At 49.7% G+C, this 16,328-nt stretch carries 19 protein-coding genes and 2 pseudogenes; 16 read left to right on the forward strand and 5 right to left on the reverse strand.

Annotated features, from left to right (window positions below; all coding sequences use genetic code 11):
• Positions 1 to 508 precede the first annotated feature (508 nt).
• The 5 genes from E0E20_RS12165 (at position 509) to E0E20_RS12185 (ending at position 5,220) form a co-directional block, all read left to right on the forward strand.
• Positions 509 to 1,282, forward strand: a complete 774-nt coding sequence (locus E0E20_RS12165; protein ID WP_130838464.1) for a ParA family protein — start codon at positions 509 to 511, stop codon at positions 1,280 to 1,282.
• 1 nt (position 1,283) lies between these two features.
• A complete protein-coding gene (locus tag E0E20_RS12170; protein WP_130838465.1) occupies positions 1,284 to 2,273 on the forward strand; it encodes a ParB/RepB/Spo0J family partition protein in 990 nt (329 codons plus the stop codon).
• Positions 2,274 to 2,398: 125 nt separating this feature from the next.
• The gene (locus E0E20_RS12175; protein WP_130838466.1) at positions 2,399 to 2,926 is read left to right on the forward strand and encodes a DUF4446 family protein; all 528 of its coding nucleotides are present in this window, start codon (positions 2,399 to 2,401) and stop codon (positions 2,924 to 2,926) included.
• The gene (gene serS, locus E0E20_RS12180) at positions 2,926 to 4,215 is read left to right on the forward strand and encodes a serine--tRNA ligase (RefSeq protein ID WP_130838467.1); all 1,290 of its coding nucleotides are present in this window, start codon (positions 2,926 to 2,928) and stop codon (positions 4,213 to 4,215) included. The genes E0E20_RS12175 and serS overlap by 1 nt, the downstream gene beginning before the upstream one ends.
• A 108-nt stretch (positions 4,216 to 4,323) precedes the next feature.
• Complete coding sequence (locus tag E0E20_RS12185; protein ID WP_130838468.1) at positions 4,324 to 5,220, forward strand: DUF3881 family protein; 897 nt, start codon at positions 4,324 to 4,326, stop codon at positions 5,218 to 5,220.
• Between the two features lie 128 nt (positions 5,221 to 5,348).
• On the opposite strand, the pseudogene E0E20_RS12190 reads toward E0E20_RS12185, so the two are convergent.
• Together E0E20_RS12190 and E0E20_RS14845 are read right to left on the reverse strand one after the other, a co-directional pair.
• Positions 5,349 to 5,498, reverse strand: a pseudogene (locus E0E20_RS12190) (ribonuclease H-like YkuK family protein); the annotation flags it as partial.
• Positions 5,499 to 5,542: 44 nt separating this feature from the next.
• Positions 5,543 to 5,872, reverse strand: a complete 330-nt coding sequence (locus tag E0E20_RS14845; RefSeq protein ID WP_165444098.1) for a hypothetical protein — start codon at positions 5,870 to 5,872, stop codon at positions 5,543 to 5,545.
• Between the two features lie 239 nt (positions 5,873 to 6,111).
• Here E0E20_RS14845 and E0E20_RS12200 point away from each other — a divergent pair, with 239 nt between their 5' ends.
• Both E0E20_RS12200 and E0E20_RS12205 read left to right on the forward strand, forming a co-directional pair.
• Complete coding sequence (locus E0E20_RS12200) at positions 6,112 to 6,417, forward strand: type II toxin-antitoxin system RelB/DinJ family antitoxin (protein WP_130838499.1); 306 nt, start codon at positions 6,112 to 6,114, stop codon at positions 6,415 to 6,417.
• Positions 6,414 to 6,635 (forward strand): type II toxin-antitoxin system RelE/ParE family toxin, encoded by a 222-nt coding sequence (locus E0E20_RS12205; protein ID WP_130838470.1) that lies wholly within the window; start codon positions 6,414 to 6,416, stop codon positions 6,633 to 6,635. The genes E0E20_RS12200 and E0E20_RS12205 overlap by 4 nt, the downstream gene beginning before the upstream one ends.
• A gap of 134 nt (positions 6,636 to 6,769) precedes the next feature.
• Here the strand turns inward: E0E20_RS12205 and E0E20_RS13960 are convergent, their stop codons facing one another.
• Positions 6,770 to 6,928, reverse strand: coding sequence for a hypothetical protein (locus E0E20_RS13960; RefSeq protein ID WP_165444099.1), 159 nt, complete (start codon positions 6,926 to 6,928; stop codon positions 6,770 to 6,772).
• A gap of 82 nt (positions 6,929 to 7,010) precedes the next feature.
• Between E0E20_RS13960 and E0E20_RS14660 the strand changes: the two are divergent.
• The 9 genes and pseudogenes from E0E20_RS14660 to E0E20_RS12255 all read left to right on the forward strand — a co-directional run.
• Positions 7,011 to 7,216: pseudogene (locus tag E0E20_RS14660) on the forward strand (arsenate reductase family protein); the annotation flags it as partial.
• A gap of 183 nt (positions 7,217 to 7,399) precedes the next feature.
• Positions 7,400 to 7,771 carry a hypothetical protein gene (locus E0E20_RS12220; protein WP_242622784.1) on the forward strand — a complete coding sequence of 124 codons (372 nt, stop codon included), beginning with the start codon at positions 7,400 to 7,402 and terminating at the stop codon, positions 7,769 to 7,771.
• 75 nt (positions 7,772 to 7,846) lie between these two features.
• Positions 7,847 to 8,512 (forward strand): TetR/AcrR family transcriptional regulator, encoded by a 666-nt coding sequence (locus E0E20_RS12225; protein ID WP_330508975.1) that lies wholly within the window; start codon positions 7,847 to 7,849, stop codon positions 8,510 to 8,512.
• A 73-nt stretch (positions 8,513 to 8,585) separates the two neighbouring features.
• The gene (locus E0E20_RS12230) at positions 8,586 to 9,188 is read left to right on the forward strand and encodes an MptD family putative ECF transporter S component (protein ID WP_130838473.1); all 603 of its coding nucleotides are present in this window, start codon (positions 8,586 to 8,588) and stop codon (positions 9,186 to 9,188) included.
• Positions 9,189 to 9,887: an energy-coupling factor transporter transmembrane component T family protein gene (locus E0E20_RS12235; protein ID WP_130838474.1), complete on the forward strand. Its 699-nt coding sequence runs from the start codon at positions 9,189 to 9,191 to the stop codon at positions 9,885 to 9,887.
• 3 nt (positions 9,888 to 9,890) lie between these two features.
• A complete protein-coding gene (locus E0E20_RS12240; RefSeq protein WP_130838475.1) occupies positions 9,891 to 11,345 on the forward strand; it encodes an ABC transporter ATP-binding protein in 1,455 nt (484 codons plus the stop codon).
• A complete protein-coding gene (locus tag E0E20_RS12245) occupies positions 11,345 to 13,096 on the forward strand; it encodes an ABC transporter ATP-binding protein (RefSeq protein WP_130838476.1) in 1,752 nt (583 codons plus the stop codon). The genes E0E20_RS12240 and E0E20_RS12245 overlap by 1 nt, the downstream gene beginning before the upstream one ends.
• Complete coding sequence (locus tag E0E20_RS12250; RefSeq protein WP_330508976.1) at positions 13,093 to 14,844, forward strand: ABC transporter ATP-binding protein; 1,752 nt, start codon at positions 13,093 to 13,095, stop codon at positions 14,842 to 14,844. The genes E0E20_RS12245 and E0E20_RS12250 overlap by 4 nt, the downstream gene beginning before the upstream one ends.
• Before the next feature lie 5 nt (positions 14,845 to 14,849).
• The gene (locus E0E20_RS12255) at positions 14,850 to 15,356 is read left to right on the forward strand and encodes an L-2-amino-thiazoline-4-carboxylic acid hydrolase (RefSeq protein ID WP_130838477.1); all 507 of its coding nucleotides are present in this window, start codon (positions 14,850 to 14,852) and stop codon (positions 15,354 to 15,356) included.
• Here the strand turns inward: E0E20_RS12255 and E0E20_RS14850 are convergent.
• Both E0E20_RS14850 and E0E20_RS12265 read right to left on the reverse strand, forming a co-directional pair.
• Positions 15,250 to 15,522: a transposase gene (locus E0E20_RS14850; protein ID WP_130838478.1), complete on the reverse strand. Its 273-nt coding sequence runs from the start codon at positions 15,520 to 15,522 to the stop codon at positions 15,250 to 15,252. The two genes, E0E20_RS12255 and E0E20_RS14850, sit on opposite strands and share 107 nt — an antisense overlap.
• Positions 15,486 to 16,310, reverse strand: a complete 825-nt coding sequence (locus E0E20_RS12265; protein WP_130838479.1) for a transposase — start codon at positions 16,308 to 16,310, stop codon at positions 15,486 to 15,488. Before E0E20_RS12265 ends, E0E20_RS14850 begins: the two co-directional genes overlap by 37 nt.
• Positions 16,311 to 16,328 lie beyond the last annotated feature (18 nt).

The following is a 16,328-nucleotide window of genomic DNA, read 5'->3' on the forward strand; positions in this document are numbered from 1 at the left end:
TTGCCTTGGAAGAGCGAACATTTAACAATTTTATGCCGTGTTTTCTGATAAACTTAGTGTGAAAAATCACGCTGATGCGCTGATTTGCCCCGCAAGCGAAAAGTGCTGTTGCGTAGTGGGACGGCATGAGACGCGAGGCTGCTTTTACGGCGCGTGCCTCGCACAACGTGCTTCGACATGGTGATTAATATGAATCAAACCGATAGTGGGGGTGAAAAGATTCGATGGCAGGCAGAGATTGATTCGATAATGGAGTTGATGACAGTAGGGATCGGCTCGATATAATGAGGGTTAGTGTTTGATAGACAGGACGGGAAAGATCATTGACCCAATAGCCGGGAGTTGTTGACAAAGCAGGAAACAAAAGCAAAACAGAACAGCTGATTGCGATTACAAATGTTTCACGTGAAACATTTGTAATCGGCTAGAAAGAGAAAATTAACTGTGATATAGTGAAAGCTGGCTTTTGCGCCGGTGTCAGCGAGCTGTAATAGAAGAGAGGGTGTCCATGAGCAGAATAATCGCGGTAGCGAATCAAAAAGGGGGCGTCGGGAAAACAACGACAACCATAAACCTCTCTGCCGCAATCGCAGAGCAGGGAAAAAGAGTTCTGGTTGTGGATACGGATCCACAGGGAAATACAACGACCGGCTTTGGAATTGATAAAATTCGTCTCGTCAACACGGTGTATGAATTGCTGCTGGATGAGTGTTCTATACAGGATGCTATTATCCGCAACGTCAGAGAGCGCGTGGATGTGATTCCGGCGAATGTCAATTTGGCCGGCGCCGAGGTGGAGCTGATCAATCTGGATCGTCCGAGCGGCGTAATTCTCAAAAACATTCTGGACTACGTCAGAGACGAGTATGATTTCATTATTATGGATTGCCCGCCGTCGCTGAATATTCTCACGGTGAATGCCATGACGGCGGCGAAAACGGTTCTGGTACCGATCCAGTGTGAATATTATGCACTGGAGGGGCTGAGTCAGTTGATCACGACGATCAATCACGTCAAGAAACGTCTGAATCCCAGTCTGGATATCGAGGGTATCGTCTTTACCATGTATGACGGACGGACAAATCTTTCCATGCAGGTTGTGGAAAATGTGAGAGATCATGTCAGCCAGCACATTTATCAAACCATCATTCCGAGGAGTGTTCGGCTGGCAGAGGCACCGAGCTATGGGGAGCCGATCACGACCTATGATCCCAAATCGCCCGGAGCGCTTGCGTACATGGCACTGGCCAAAGAGGTTATCGAAAGAAAGGATCTGAACTGATATGGCGACAAAACGGCATGGAGGTCTTGGACGGGGAATTGATGCACTGTTCTCACAGAGCGGTCAGGGGATCGAAGAACCGAAAAAGGAGATCACGCAAAACGGGGAAAATAATCCTGCGGGAAGCGGCACAACAGCAAAAAAAGAGAAAAAGAACAGCGTAACCGCGGAGAAGCTTGGCAGTGACGGCTCCATAAAAATCCGTCTCACAAAAGTGGAACCGAACCGCAAGCAGCCTCGAATGGCATTCGATCAGGAAAAATTGGATGAGCTCGCGGATTCAATCAAAAAATTCGGATTGCTCGAACCGCTGATTGTCCGAACGGTGGGAACGCATTATGAGATTATCGCCGGCGAGCGCCGCTGGCGGGCTGCAAAGCAGGTGGGCCTCAAAGAGGTGCCGGTAATTATCCGGAATAATCTCACAGAAAAAGAGGTCGTTGAGCTTTCTCTCATTGAAAATATCCAGAGAGAACAGCTCAATCCGATTGAAGAAGCCAAGGCGTATAAGCGTCTGATTGAGGAGTTCCATCTGACACAGGATGAGGCGGCGGGCCGCGTGTCGAAGAGCCGTGCGGCAGTGACGAATTCCCTGCGTCTTCTGAAGCTCTGTAATCCGGTGCAGGCGATGCTGATCAACGAAAAAATTTCTGCGGGCCACGCACGTGCACTGATTGTCGTGGAGGACGGCGATGAGCAGTATCGGATTGCGCAGGAAATTGTGCGGGGGAATTTGAGCGTCCGCGAGACCGAGAAGCTCATCCGGAAGATGAGCAAACCGGAAAAGGAAAAGACGCCTGAGAAAAAAGATCACGCATTGGAGCTGATTTATCAGGAGTATGAGGAAAAGCTGAAAACATCGCTGGGGACAAAGGTTTCGATTCAGAGAAAGAAAGACCGCTCCGGAAAAATCGAGATCGAGTATTACAGCGATGCGGAGTTTGAGCGTCTTGCGCGGATGCTCACAAAGTCTGACCGGGAAGAAATCTGAATGAGGATCTGTGGGATATTCCTGCGGCATGAGCCACCCTGCGGCTCGGCAGCCCGCGCGCCGGCGCAGGCTGTTTTTACGGCGCGTGCCTCGCGGAGGAACACTTCGGCATGGAGGATTAATATATGAATGAAATGGTAAACAGTCTGGGACTGGATCAGGGCAGCCTGTGGATTGCTGTGCTGGTGCTTGCCGTTCTTCTGTTGGTTTTCGGAATCCTGCTGATCGTCCAGAATGTAAAGCTGAGAAGACTTTCCGAACGCTGTGACCGCTTCATGCGGGGGGCAGACGGGAGAAATCTGGAGGAAGCAGTCTACGAGATGTTTGAGGAGAATGCCAGAATCCGTGACGATCTTGACCGCTGCGGCAGCCAGATCGGCAATATTTATTACCGTCTCAGAAGTACCATACAGAAAGTCGGCGTGGTAAAATATGATGCGTTTGCACAGCTCGGAGGAATGCTCAGCTATGCGGTGGCGCTTCTGGACGAGAACAACAGCGGGATTATGATCAATTCCGTGCACAGCGCGGACGGCTGCTATTCCTACACCAAGGTGATTCACAATGGGAAAAGCGACGTGGAACTCGGCGCGGAGGAAGAGCAGGCGCTGGCGAACGCGCTTGCCAGTTTTCATAAGAGGGAGGAACGATAATGCTTGACATCAGATTTGTGAGAGAAAACCCGGAGGCGGTAAAGGAAAATATCCGGAAGAAATTTCAGGATGAAAAGCTGCCTCTGGTTGACGAGGTCATTGCAAAGGATGCAGAGGCCCGCGCCGCGCAGGTGGAGGCAGATAAGATCCGCGCGGAGAGGAATGCGCTCTCGAAGCAGATCGGTGTGCTCATGAAAGAGGGGCGCCGTGAAGAGGCGGAGCAGAAGAAAGCGCAGGTCGCGGCGAATGCAAAGCGTCTGAGCAAGCTGGATCAGATACAGGAAGAGGCCGCTGCGGTGGTGAAGAACGATATGATGATCATCCCGCAGATCATTTCGCCGGAGGTTCCGCTTGGCCGGGATGACAGTGAGAATGTCGAGCTTCAGAAGTTCGGCGAACCGGTGGTTCCGGAGTATGAGATTCCGTATCACACGCAGATCATGGAGCGTTTTGATGGAATTGATCTCGATGCGGCGGGCCGTGTTGCCGGCAACGGGTTCTACTATTTGAAAGGCGATATTGCAAGGCTCCATTCGGCGGTGCTGTCTTATGCCCGCGATTTTATGATAGGGAAAGGCTTTACCTACTGCCTGCCGCCGTTCATGATCCGCCGCGCAGTGGTGGAGGGCGTTATGAGCTTTGCCGAGATGGACGCCATGATGTATAAGATCGAGGGCGAGGATCTGTACCTGATCGGAACCTCTGAGCATTCGATGATCGGCAGCTTTATTGATCAGATTGTTCCGGAGGCGAAGCTCCCGCAGACGCTGACCAGCTATTCCCCCTGCTTCCGTAAGGAAAAGGGTGCGCATGGCATCGAGGAGAGGGGCGTATACCGCATTCATCAGTTTGAAAAGCAGGAAATGATCGTCGTCTGCCGTCCGGAGGAGTCCTCGGAGTGGTATGAAAAACTGTGGCAGTATACGGTCGAGCTGTTCCGCTCCATGGATATTCCGGTCAGACAGCTGGCCTGCTGCTCGGGGGATCTTGCGGATCTCAAGGTGATCTCCTGTGATGTGGAGGCGTGGAGCCCCCGTCAGAAGAAGTATTTCGAGGTCGGGAGCTGCTCCAATCTGGGAGACGCACAGGCAAGACGTCTGCGCATCCGTGTGCAGGGGGCAGACGGGCAGAAATATCTGGCGCATACGCTGAACAATACGGTGGTGGCATCCCCGAGAATGCTGATCGCTCTGCTGGAAAATAATTTACAGGCGGACGGTTCGGTTTTGATTCCGAAAGCGCTGCAGCCCTATATGGGCGGGCAGACGGTACTTACGCCAAAGCACTGATGCCGGGCGCAAGAAAGAGCAGAGGCGGCGTCAGGACTGACAAGGGCGAATTTGCTATCCGTCAGGCACCTTGCCGGATATGAAGCACAGTGATTTAGTGAGGTTCTTTTGAATAAGTTTTTCAGAGCCATCGGATTTTCGGAACCGATGTCAGCCGCAGGACTGCAGATCCTGATCAATCAGGTTCTGATCACACCGGAATATCGCGCATATACGACAAATGGTGAAGACACGCTGCTTGCAGAGTTCCGAATGAGCTGCGGGCCGGATTTTGGTGTGTCGGTTGTCGGAGAATTTGATGCAGAGGATCAGTTCCGCTATGAGTACTGCTATCCCTACGCGATCAGTTCGGAAATCAGCACGTCGCAGAAGATTACCATCGAACCCAGAATCCGTGAGGAAATGTATGCCGGAGTCTGCGACGATCTCAAGGTAGGGGTCACACTGATTTTTCATCTGCAGAATCTCATCGACTGCGCGAAGCTGGCGGGGGAGGGCAACGCGGATGTGAGAGATCTTGACGGGAACTCCGTCATGCTGACGGCGCTTTCCTCAGAGGGAACGATCATGCTGCCGGTGATGAAGACCGTGCAGGATGTTCAGGTTTCTAGGCGCCGCAGCGAAAAGCGAACGAATCTCCTTCGGCAGGCCATGGATGGGGACGACGGCGCCATGCAGAATCTGACCATGCAGGATATGGACATGTATGCCGCGATCTCGCACCAGATTCAGACGAACGACGTGTATTCTCTGGTGGATTCATATTTCATGCCCTACGGTGTGGAATGTGATATGTACTCGGTGATGGGGGACATCAGGGAGTGTGAGATCGTCAGAAATAAGATGACGGATGAGGAGCTGTGGCGCCTTGTCGTGGACTGTAACGGGCTGCGCTTTGCCCTGATGATTCATACGCAGGATCTGTATGGGGAACCGGAGGTGGGCCGGCGCTTCAAGGGCGTTGTTTGGATGCAGGGGACGGTGCAGTTCGGGACGGAGCTGTAAACGTGGAATTCACAGATTTTAGTAGACTTGTCCGAATTTCCGCATAATGCGTCATCCTCCGGATGCTGTTCCAGAGAAATCCCTCAATTTGATGCAACGCCTGTGAAAACATAGCCCGCCGGTTGGATTTACTTTCTGATCCTGTCGGCGATCGTGCCTGCAACAAAGCTCTCCGACTTCACTTGGCAGTCGTAGCCGCAGGCTTTGATCCAGCCGACCAGCTCCGGGATCAGCTCTTTTGTTTTACCGTTCGTACTGTTGCCTGCATCCACATGACTGCGATCACGGAAACTATTTTCGTGCGATCAAAGTATGGAAAATATCATGCCTGCTGGAAACGTTCCAGAATATGATGTTCGGAAGCTGATACCCGTGCTTCATGAATTGCTGCGACATTTCCCGCGTCCACCTCGTTAAAGGCGGCGAGGGATGCCGCACCGATGGCAGTGATCGGGGCGGTGATGTCCTTGGAGAGGGTTTCCCCGACACCGGAGATTTTACCGCCCACTTCCTGCAGCTTGCTCCCGGTCTGCTTCAGAGCAGCAGCGATGGAGGAGTCTGTGTTCTTTGCTTCCTTCTCCAGGTTCTTCAGTCCCTGCTTCTGAGCAAGCAGCGTAGTGTTGGTCGGATCGAGCTTTAAGAGCTTATTCACATCCTTCAGCTGGGTCTGGGCGTTTCAGATTTCCTTATTGACGCCGGACAGTGCTTTCGAGAGGCCGGTCGTATCACCGCCGATCTCAACAGTCATACCGCGAATTCTATCAGCCATATGGTTCCTCCTTCCAGACATAGGCCATTTCATTTGAAAATTGCTTTAAGATTTCTTTAAGCAATCATTTGTGATATACTGACCTCAAAAATATTGAGGAGGTGCTTTTCATGGCAAGAACCATATCCAAAACAGCGAACGTGTACACACGTGTTGATCCCGCGACAAAGGAGCAGGCTGAGATAATCCTTGGTCAGCTGGGAATCCCGATGTCTAATGCAATTGGTATGTTCTTAAAGCAGGTTGTCATTCAGCGGGGCATGCCGTTTGAAATGAGACTGCCTGCCGCAAAGCCGGTCTCCATCGGCGAACTAACGAAGGAACAGTTCGATGCGGAAATGCAGCTGGGTATGGATGATATTGCAGCAGGCCGCATCATTTCCGCAGACGATGTGGAAACCGAAATGAGGAGACGGTACAGCGAATGAAGATTGTCTATACGTTTCGGGCGCTTGATTCCATGCCAGAGAGAAATCCTTTGTATAAAGAGGAGCCCTGGCACAGCAGAGGTGTCCGTTTTCTGCCCATCAATAACTATCTGATTTTCTATACCGTGGATCACTCTGCTGATATGGTTTCTATTGCACGTATTATGTACGGCGGTAGAGACATCCGGCATCAGCTGAACGAAACTACTGGGTGGTAACATGAAAGTCCCTGTCTGCAAAGGCAGGGGCTTATGTGTTCAGAACCGGTCCATCATTTCCTGTGTCGCGACTTCCGGGTAGTCATAGTCGCCGTTGCTCATTTCCGTATACATGTCATTGACCGTGCCGATCGTCAGAAGATTTGCAGATCGTTCAGATCCCGGTAGATATCCCGGTGAAACTGGTTCCGGTAGAACCTCGGATTTGTCCCGGTCTTGACCTTGACGAGGCCGCTTGGCATCGGGGATACCGTAAGGGAATGCAGGAGCGGGAAATGCTGACCGAAGTACAAGAACATTTGCTGAGGAGTCGGAAGCCAGTATGAATATCCAGATTTTCGGAACAAAGAAATCCAATGATACGCGTAAGGCGGATCGGTGATGCAGGCCGTGGGCGGTCTGGAAGCCATGATCGACCCGGACTGTAAGGATAAGGACCTGCTTGCTCTGATCAGGTATATTGCTGCTGAAGATAAGGCACAAAAAATGCTGGAAAATCAGGCTGTCCTGAAGCAGCCCATCGTCCGAAACGGCAGGCAACCGTTGGCTATATGCCCGAGGTATGGAAGACATGGCAGTGAATACGGAACAAAAAGACTACACGGCGGAATACATAGTAAGGGCTGTCCTTCGGGACAGCTCTTTTCAATTCATCATAATCATCAATTCCGTGGATCTTGACTGCACCCGGAAATTCAGAAACTTTTGGGGATCGACCTGGGCGATCGGGCGCATGAACGACAAGCTCTGCATGGAGCATGGACTTGTCCATCGTCGAAAATCCAAAACCCAGCCGCGGGCACTATGGCACATGGCTCGGCGAAGAAAAGCAGCCCTCCTATCAGGAACGGCTTCGCCGAATCATCGACGCGGTGCTGGAAGAAAAGCCAAAAGACTTTTCCGACTTTCTGAAAAAGCTGGAGGAGTCCAGCGTAGAGGTCAATACCGAGCGGAAGAACCTGCGGCTGAAACTTCCGGGACAGGATCGTTATACACGCTGCAATATCCTGAAAGGCGACTACACCGAACAGGCGATCCGGGCGGGAAATTTTGCGGGGACAGGCCATGCGGCCGCCTCGCAAAATTCGCAAACTTGTACAAGTTTGCATTGCTTGCCACTAAGTAATGCGGATTAAATTTTATAAATTTTGTTACTATAAATTTTGTTATCCGCGGTTTTTTATGAGGAACCTTGACAACATACATGGGAGATGCTATTATACCAGCGGTATATACCTGTAGTATATTTCTGGAGGGCAAAGATGGAACGAACAGACACCCAGATGAAGATTCTTGAAATCGGGAAGAGGGAATTTTTAGAGAAAGGCTTCAAGGATGCATCCTTAAATCAGATTGTTGCGGAAGCAGGATTCACAAAAGGTGCCTTTTACGGATATTATGCGGACAAAGCAGCCCTTTTTGAAGATCTCGTAGGAGAGGCCGCAGATGGTCTGCTTACGCAGTTTCGGGCGGCACAGGATGCGCATTTTGAACTGATTCCGGACGACAAAACAAAGGACAGCCTTAAGCTCTCCACACAGTATCTGCACGTCTTTGTGGAGTATATCTACGAGCACTTTGATGAATTCAAATTGATTTTCTGCCGAGCAGAAGGAACCCGCTATGCAAACTTTCTGGAGGAACTGGTGGATCTGGAAGTCAAAAGATCCGAAGAATATTACAGGCTCCTTAGAAAGAAGGGGAAACTTTCCGGAAAAATGAGCAGGCAGCTTCACCACATGATTACAAGCGCCTACTTTACAGCGGTATGTGAAACCATCGTTCATGATATGCCGAAAAAAGAAGCCGTGCAATATATTGAAGAACTTGCGAAGTTTTTTAACGCGGGATGGGAAGGGCTGCTCCGTCTGGAATAACACATCCTAATATTTTTTATTTTTGAGTTAGCAATATCTAACATAAAAAAATCATTAATGGAGGGCTTATTTTATGAACAAAGCAAATGTGAATAAACTGGAAACAAGGGACTTTATTTCCGTCGGTATTTTTTCGCTGATCTATGCCGTAGTGGCTTTTGTTGTCGGCGGTATTGCGCAGATGACGCCTGTTACATTCCCTTTTATGCCGATGATCGTAGCGCTGTTTACGGGAACAGTATTCATGCTGTATGTGGCCAGGATTCCTAAAAAGGGTGCTCTTACGATTCTGGGCGTCATTGCCGCCATCCTGCTTTTCGTGACCGGAATGTTCTGGATGATGTCCGTATTCTTTCTGATTTTCGGTATTATCGCGGATTTCATCTGTGCTTCCGGAGATTTCAGATCCTTCAGGAAGAATCTGACAGCATACTGCGTCATGGCACTTGCGCCGATGGGCGCATACATTCCGATGGCAGTTATGCCAGAGCAATTTGATGCATTCATGAAGAACAAGGGAGACTTTGCTTCCTTTGAAGGGGTAATCCATTCGATTGGCGGGACATGGTGGATTCTTCCGGCTATGGTCATCGGAACGGTCGTCTGCGCCATCATCGGCGGACTCATCGGAAGAAAGCTTTTGAAAAAGCACTTTGAAAAAGCAGGGATTGTATAAATGAAACTTGATCCGAGAACAAAGCTTTTCATTCTTGCAATAACCAGTGTTTCCATTTTCCTGAACAGAAGCATAACGGTTGAGTGCATATTTGCCGGAACCGGGCTTTTGCTGCTGGCCTTATCTGGCCATCTAAAAAAGACGATAAAATATACGGTTTTTTTCCTTGCCCTCCTTTTGATACAGCTATATGTTGTGCCTTTGTTTCCCGTGACTGTCGGAGGGATTGTCTATATGTTTGCGGTATATATCCGTAAGCTCCTGCCATGCTTTATGCTGGGAAGCTTTCTGATTGCGACAACCAGCGTGAGCAAATTTCTGGCGGCTATCACAAAGATGCGTTTGCCCAAGGGGCTTACCATAGCTCTTGCCGTCACGCTTCGCTATTTTCCTACGATGGGAGAGGAGTGGTCATCCATCCGGGATGCGATGGCACTTAGAGGTATATCGGCATCTCCTGTCGGATTACTTATGCACCCTGTGCAGACGATGGAGCATGTTTATGTCCCCATGCTTGTATCGGCATCTAAAATTTCTGATGAAATAACGCAGGCGGCAATCACAAGAGGCATCGAGCATGCAAATGAGAGAACCTGTATGGAAAATGTGGCGTTCTCCGTCTGGGATCTGCTTGTGATCCTGCTTTATATCGCGCTTGTCGCAGGGATGATCTACGCCAATAGGAAGGGGGTGTTTTGATTTATGATAGAGCTTCAAAATGTCTCTTTCGCTTATGATGAAAGTGAATATGGAGGAGTACGGAATGTATCTCTTAAAATTAAGCGAGGAGAATGCATTTTGCTCAGCGGCGCATCCGGGTGCGGTAAAACAACAATCACTCGCCTTGTAAATGGACTGATTCCTCATTTTTATCATGGAAAACTCTCCGGAAGAATCCTTGTAAACGGGATGGACACACAGAAGACAGAAATTGCCGTATTGTCCAATACGGTGGGAACGGTATTTCAGAATCCGAGGACGCAGTTTTTCAACACCGATACTGACAGCGAGATTGTGTTCGGACTGGAAAACAGGGGCGTTTCGAGAGAGGAACTGTTAAGGCGCCTTTCTGAGATTACAGAAGAACTCGATCTGCATAGTCTTCGCTCAAGAAGCATCTTTGAACTTTCCGGAGGAGAGAAACAAAAGATTGCATTCTCAAGTGTATATGCCGCCGAGCCGGACATTCTCGTTTTTGATGAGCCATCATCCAATCTGGATATGAAATCCATCGGGGAGCTTTCGCAACTGATACGTAATGCGAAGAATGCGGGAAAAACAATCCTGATCGCAGAACACCGCTTCTGGTACCTGATGGATATCGTGGATCGTGTTGTCTATATGAAAGGCGGGGAGATTGTATCTGACATGCCGATTTCTGCTTTCCTTACACTTCCTGAATCCGATATGGGAAAGATGGGCCTCAGGGTCAGAAATCTTTCTTTATCTGAGCAGGGAGGTATGCGGGAAAACATCTCCGAAAATCATCTGTCTGTGGAGGATATTCATGTCCGGCTTGGAGGCAGGGATGTTCTTAAAGGAGCGTCTTTTCTGGCTGGGGGCGGCGAAATCATTGCCATAGCGGGATTAAACGGCGCGGGAAAAACCACTCTCGCAAGGGCAATCTGCGGTCTGCAGAAAAATATAAAAGGAAATGTTTTCTGGAACGGACATTGTTTAAGCCGGCGCATGAGGCGAGGAAAGGCTTACATGGTCATGCAGGATGTGGGACACCAGCTTTTCACGGAAAGCGTTCTGTCTGAATGTACACTTGGTATAAAGAATCCCGATATCGGGGAAATCGAAAAAATTCTGAATAAGGTTGATCTTCTGGAATATAAAGAGCGGCATCCGCTTTCTCTATCCGGAGGACAGATGCAGAGACTTTCAGTAGCTGTAAGCGAAATCTGCGGAAAGGAGCTTCTCGTATTTGATGAGCCGACGAGCGGCCTTGATTTAAAAAGCATGGAAGAAGTCGGTGAGATTGCCAGGATGCTTGCAGGGCAGGACAAGGTGATCCTGATTATTACTCATGATATTGAATTTATGAAAAAGATATGTACACGGATACTATTTATCCGTGATGGAAAAATCGAAAGAAATCTTGAGGGTGAAGCGAAGGAAGAAATCATAGATCTTCTCGGAGGTAAAAATTGATGGAGAAAAAAGAAAAAAGCGCTGTGGAAATCCTCATGGGATTTGCCGCGGCCTGCAAGGGGAAGCTTGCCGCCTCCGTAGTGCTGGCGGTGCTTGGAACCCTTTGCGGGATGATTCCCTATATCGCCGTGTCAAAGGGCGTAATTATGATATGCCACTCGGATTATCATTTCGGCAGGCTTGTCCTGATTGCATTGATCGCGCTCGCCGGCTATCTTGGGCAGGTATGGCTCGGTACATTTTCGACCATGAAAAGCCATGAATCGGCATTCATTATTTTGCGAAATATCCGTATGGCTGTCACTGGCAAACTTTCCCGTGTTCCGATGGGGATGATTCTGGACACACCTTCGGGAAAGTTTAAGACAACCATTGTGGACACAGTGGAAAAACTGGAGCTTCCCTTGGCGCATATGGTTCCGGAACTGACGGCGAATATTCTGATTCCCGTTCTGATGCTTGTTTATCTCTTTATTCTTGACGGGAGAATCGCGCTCATTTCCCTTGTTACAATCCCTGTCGGGGCCTTCTGTTATATGGGAATGCTAAAAGATTATGAAAACAGATACGCCAGGGTGCTTGCCGCCGGAAAAAACATGGACGCCGCAACGGTTGAGTACATCGGCGGTATTGAGGTGGTCAAGACGTTCAACCAGGGCGATCGCTCCTATAAAAAATACGCCGATGCCGTGGCGGAAAATGAAGCATCTAAAGCGACATGGTTTAAGCAGACCAACGGATATTATGTAGCGGGTCTTGCCATACTTACGGCAACTCCTGTGGGTGTACTGCCGCTTGGAAGCTGGCTGTTTATCAATGGGAAAATCGAGGCGGGGACGCTGATCACCTGCATTATTCTTGCGCTGGGTCTTGTAAAGCCGCTGATTCAGGCACTGCAATATACGGACAGCCTTGCTATGGTGGATTCCACAGTGAAAGAAGTCGGAAGTCTCCTTGATCAGCAGGAACTTGTAAGGCCGGACAAAAGAAAAGAACTTGCGGATGCAGATGTATCTTTTGAAAATGTCACATTCCGCTACAAAGAGGAGGAAGTTCTGCATGGTATTTCCTTTGATTGCGTAAAGGGCGGCATGACGGCAATTGTCGGACCCTCCGGCTCCGGAAAGTCCACAATCGCAAGGCTTATCGCGTCCTTCTGGGAGGCGGAGAGCGGCAGTGTCAAAATTGGAGGCGCTGATGTAAGGGACATACCGTTATCACAGGTGATGGAGCTTGTCTCTTATGTCTCCCAGGACAACTTCCTCTTTCATTTTTCTATACGGGAAAATATCCGAATCGGAAAACCTGATGCAACGGACGCGGAAATAGAGGCCGCAGCGAGAAAAGCCAGCTGCCATGACTTTATTCTTTCCCTGCCGGATGGTTACGATACTTCCTGCGGAGATGCAGGCAGCCATCTGTCCGGAGGCGAGCGGCAGAGAATTGCCATCGCAAGGGCAATCTTAAAGGACAGTCCGGTTGTTGTTCTGGATGAAGCAACCGCCTTTACCGATCCCGAAAATGAGGCGGTGATCCAGTCATCCATTGCAGAACTTGTATCAGGTAAAACACTGATTGTCATAGCGCACAGGCTTTCAACGATTACGGAGGCAGATAAAATCCTCGTTGTGGACCGGGGGAATATTGCAGCAGAGGGCACACATGAAGAACTTCTCAAAACGAGCGATTTATATAAAGAATTGTGGAGTGCGCATGTGAAGGGCCGGGATATCGCAGAGGGGGTGGCATGATGATAAAGTTGTTTCAGAGGCTCCTTGATTTTTCAGGCACGCAGAAAAGTCGTCTCATCCGCTCATTTATTGCTTATCTGATAAGCTCCTTCTTTGAGATGATTCCGATTATGGCAATACTGACGGTGCTTTCAGGAATTCTGATGCAGATTTCAGGCGGACAGATGCCGGGAAGAACCATATGGATTTCGCTTGGTATCATGCTTGTTTCCATTGTCGGAAGGATTATTTTCATCAATCTCTCATCGAATGCAAGAACCCTTGGCAGTTTCGCCTTCGGTTCGGAGAAGCGTATGGAGATTGGAGAAAAGCTGAAAAAGGCACCGATGGGGTACTTTAATAAAAACCGGCTCGGTGATATTACGGCAGCGGTTACCACGACGCTCGGTGATTTGGAGCAGCAGTCTGTAACGATTATGGAAAATGTGGCGGGGGGATTTATCCACGCCATCGTAATCGGAGTGTGGCTTTTGATTTATGAGTGGAGAATCGGACTGATTTCCCTTGCCGGGCTTGCTATTGCCCTGATTGTTTATTCCTTCATCGGAAAAGTCGGAAAAAAATATGCGCCGAGAAGGCAGGCTGCGCAGGCAGACCTTGTCACAGCGGTTCTGGAATATGTGCAGGGCATGGGAGTTGTGAAGGCATTCGGCCTGGCGGAGCGTTCAGGAAAAGTGGTGGATGCAGCAATCGAGGAGAGCCGTGAGGCGAATATTCTTCTGGAAAAAGCATTCTCCAAAATGACAGCGCTTTATCAGTCTGTATTCAAATTTGCGAGGGCGGCGTTTCTTGTCGTCGCTCCGTACCTCCTGATCTGCGGCAGCATTACGCCGGAAAAATGCCTGCTCCTTCTGGTTTCCAGTTTTATGATTTATTCCGCTGTCGAGGTAGCGGGGAGCATGTCGGGCGTAGCCCGGGCAGTGGAAGCGTCTCTTGACAGGCTGGACGGGATTATGGATATTCCCTCGCTGGACGAGAACGGTCAGGATATAACGCCAAAGAATTATGATATCGAGATTAAGGATGTCTCCTTCGGATATGATGAGAAAGAAATTCTCCATCATATTAATCTCTCTGTGACGCAGGGAACAAGCTGCGCCATCGTCGGCCCTTCCGGCTCCGGCAAGACAACGCTCTGCCATCTGATTGCCCGGTTCTGGGATGTGGATGACGGACAAATCCTTCTGGGAGGACGGAATGTCCGGGAATATACCAGCGACAGCCTGCTCAGAAATTTTGCCATCGTGTTCCAGAATGTATATCTCTTTGAAGATACAATCGCAAACAATATCCGTTTCGGAAGGCCAGACGCAACAGAAAAAGAAATGATTATGGCGGCAAAGAAAGCCTGCTGCCACGATTTTATCATGGCATTGCCCAAAGGCTACCAGACGAAGATTGGTGAAGGCGGCAGTAGCCTCTCCGGCGGGGAAAAACAGCGCATTTCCATAGCAAGGGCCATCCTGAAGGATGCTCCGATCATCATTTTAGATGAGGCGACTGCAAGCGTCGACCCGGAAAACGAGCAGGAGCTCCAAAAGGCCATCGCAGAGCTCACAAAGGACAAGACCATACTGATGATCGCGCACCGCCTTTCCACGGTGCGGGAGGCGGATCAGATCATAGTGCTGCAAGAAGGCAGGATAGTGCAGCGGGGAACCCATAAGGAACTGATGGAAAACGAGGGCTTATACAAGCGCTTCGTCGGAATGCGGAGCCGCGCCATTGGATGGGCCTTGAGGAAGTGAGATGAATGGATAAGGGCATGGACAAAAGCTATCTGGACGGAGCAGGGAAGGCACTGGAGAAGGAATATGGACAGGAAAAGGCTGCATCCATATTGAATGACGCATGGATGCGCTATTCGGAAATCGTGCATGAAAACGCAGATGAGCCGAAGAAGATGTATATGCATACAAGGAAACGCATTTATCCGGCGATTGCGGCCTTCGATGCCATGATAAAGAACGGAATCTCCTGCGGGGAAACTGCGGATTTTCTGAACCGCTTCTATGAAAACAGGGCTGCGGGCGTCGGGAGAAAAATAAGAGGCGTCATGAAAATCCCTGGGATTTATAAGCTGGTACCGAAATTTTTTGCGAAGATGACAGCGAGTTCCTTCGGGGAGGACTGCGGTTTCAGGTCAAACTGGATCAGGGCGGACAGCAGGGAGATGCGTTTTGATATGCTGGTCTGTCCCTATCAGGATACCTGTGTAAAATATGGCTGCCCCGAGGTTTTCTGTTCGGAAGCGGAATAGCGATATTGGAGCATACAAGGTATACCATATCCATCATATTCTGCATATTCCGAAATCCATAAGCCTTGCGAATAATCAGTTTGATCTTGTTGTTTGTTGCCTTCGATCCTGGCATTGCTCTTAGAGCGTTCATAGCCCACTCGACGACATGGAACGGATTACGCATCGTTCGCAGCCAGGAGTATATTTGTTCACACAATCGGTGATCCACCGGGCTCCGTCACCAGTTACAACCTTGAGGGATGACAGCTGCTTGTCCGTCAGGCCCTTGTAGAATTGCTCCAGAACGCTGAATCCATGGCCGTCAGCGACCCAGACGACCTCATTGGTGTCGTGGTTTACGATGACTGTGATGTATTTGTGACCTTTACGGCAGCTGGTTTCGTCGATGCCGATATTGACCAGGCTATTGAGCCTTCTGGTTCGCTCCGGTTCGAGATCATGCAAAGCCCGGGACATGCAGCTTCCGACAGTTTGCCAGTCGATACGCATATAAGCAGCGACAGCACTTCTTGGCAGATATTTGGCGAACCGGGCAACGGTAAGGTCAAACTCTTTCATGAAACTGCTGCCTGGATAAGCCCATGGAAGCGCGGCAGTCACAATGCCATGCTGCGGGCACCTGATACGGTGCGTAGGACATTCAATTTCAACCAGGATGCCGCCCCAGTCCAGACCTCTCCAGCCCTTTGGGTTCGTTGTCGGGTGGTCGCATCCAGGGCAGCGTCTGGCACAAAAGGGGCAGTCATCCTTATGCCAGGCGTTGGGACGGGCCTTGATGCGGATGTGGGTTACACCATTCTGATCATTGTAGATATCGTGAGATTCTACGTAATGAGTGCTCAACAACGGGCCAATTCTATCGGCTCGCCAGTTTGAACCATAAATACCATCATGACGCCTTGCGTCATTCGTCTTGTGAACCTTGAAACAGCCCATATGAATTTTGCGCATAAAAGAACCGCCATGAGG

It is taken from the genome of Lachnoclostridium sp. Marseille-P6806 (assembly GCF_900625025.1).
GTDB lineage: Bacteria > Bacillota > Clostridia > Lachnospirales > Lachnospiraceae > CAG-791.

Excerpts from the sequence above, each read along its gene's own strand:
- E0E20_RS12165 (WP_130838464.1), top strand. The coding sequence starts at position 509 with ATGAGCAGAATAATCGCGGTAGCGAATCAAAAAGGGGGCGTCGGGAAA.
- E0E20_RS12170 (WP_130838465.1), top strand. The coding sequence starts at position 1,284 with ATGGCGACAAAACGGCATGGAGGTCTTGGACGGGGAATTGATGCACTG.
- E0E20_RS12175 (WP_130838466.1), top strand. The coding sequence starts at position 2,399 with ATGAATGAAATGGTAAACAGTCTGGGACTGGATCAGGGCAGCCTGTGG.
- serS (WP_130838467.1), top strand. The coding sequence starts at position 2,926 with ATGCTTGACATCAGATTTGTGAGAGAAAACCCGGAGGCGGTAAAGGAA.
- E0E20_RS12205 (WP_130838470.1), top strand. The coding sequence starts at position 6,414 with ATGAAGATTGTCTATACGTTTCGGGCGCTTGATTCCATGCCAGAGAGA.
- E0E20_RS12225 (WP_330508975.1), top strand. The coding sequence starts at position 7,847 with ATGCTATTATACCAGCGGTATATACCTGTAGTATATTTCTGGAGGGCA.
- E0E20_RS12230 (WP_130838473.1), top strand. The coding sequence starts at position 8,586 with ATGAACAAAGCAAATGTGAATAAACTGGAAACAAGGGACTTTATTTCC.
- E0E20_RS12235 (WP_130838474.1), top strand. The coding sequence starts at position 9,189 with ATGAAACTTGATCCGAGAACAAAGCTTTTCATTCTTGCAATAACCAGT.
- E0E20_RS12240 (WP_130838475.1), top strand. The coding sequence starts at position 9,891 with ATGATAGAGCTTCAAAATGTCTCTTTCGCTTATGATGAAAGTGAATAT.
- E0E20_RS12245 (WP_130838476.1), top strand. The coding sequence starts at position 11,345 with ATGGAGAAAAAAGAAAAAAGCGCTGTGGAAATCCTCATGGGATTTGCC.
- E0E20_RS12250 (WP_330508976.1), top strand. The coding sequence starts at position 13,093 with ATGATGATAAAGTTGTTTCAGAGGCTCCTTGATTTTTCAGGCACGCAG.
- E0E20_RS12255 (WP_130838477.1), top strand. The coding sequence starts at position 14,850 with ATGGATAAGGGCATGGACAAAAGCTATCTGGACGGAGCAGGGAAGGCA.
- E0E20_RS14850 (WP_130838478.1), bottom strand. The coding sequence starts at position 15,522 with ATGCGTAATCCGTTCCATGTCGTCGAGTGGGCTATGAACGCTCTAAGA.
- E0E20_RS12265 (WP_130838479.1), bottom strand. The coding sequence starts at position 16,310 with ATGCGCAAAATTCATATGGGCTGTTTCAAGGTTCACAAGACGAATGAC.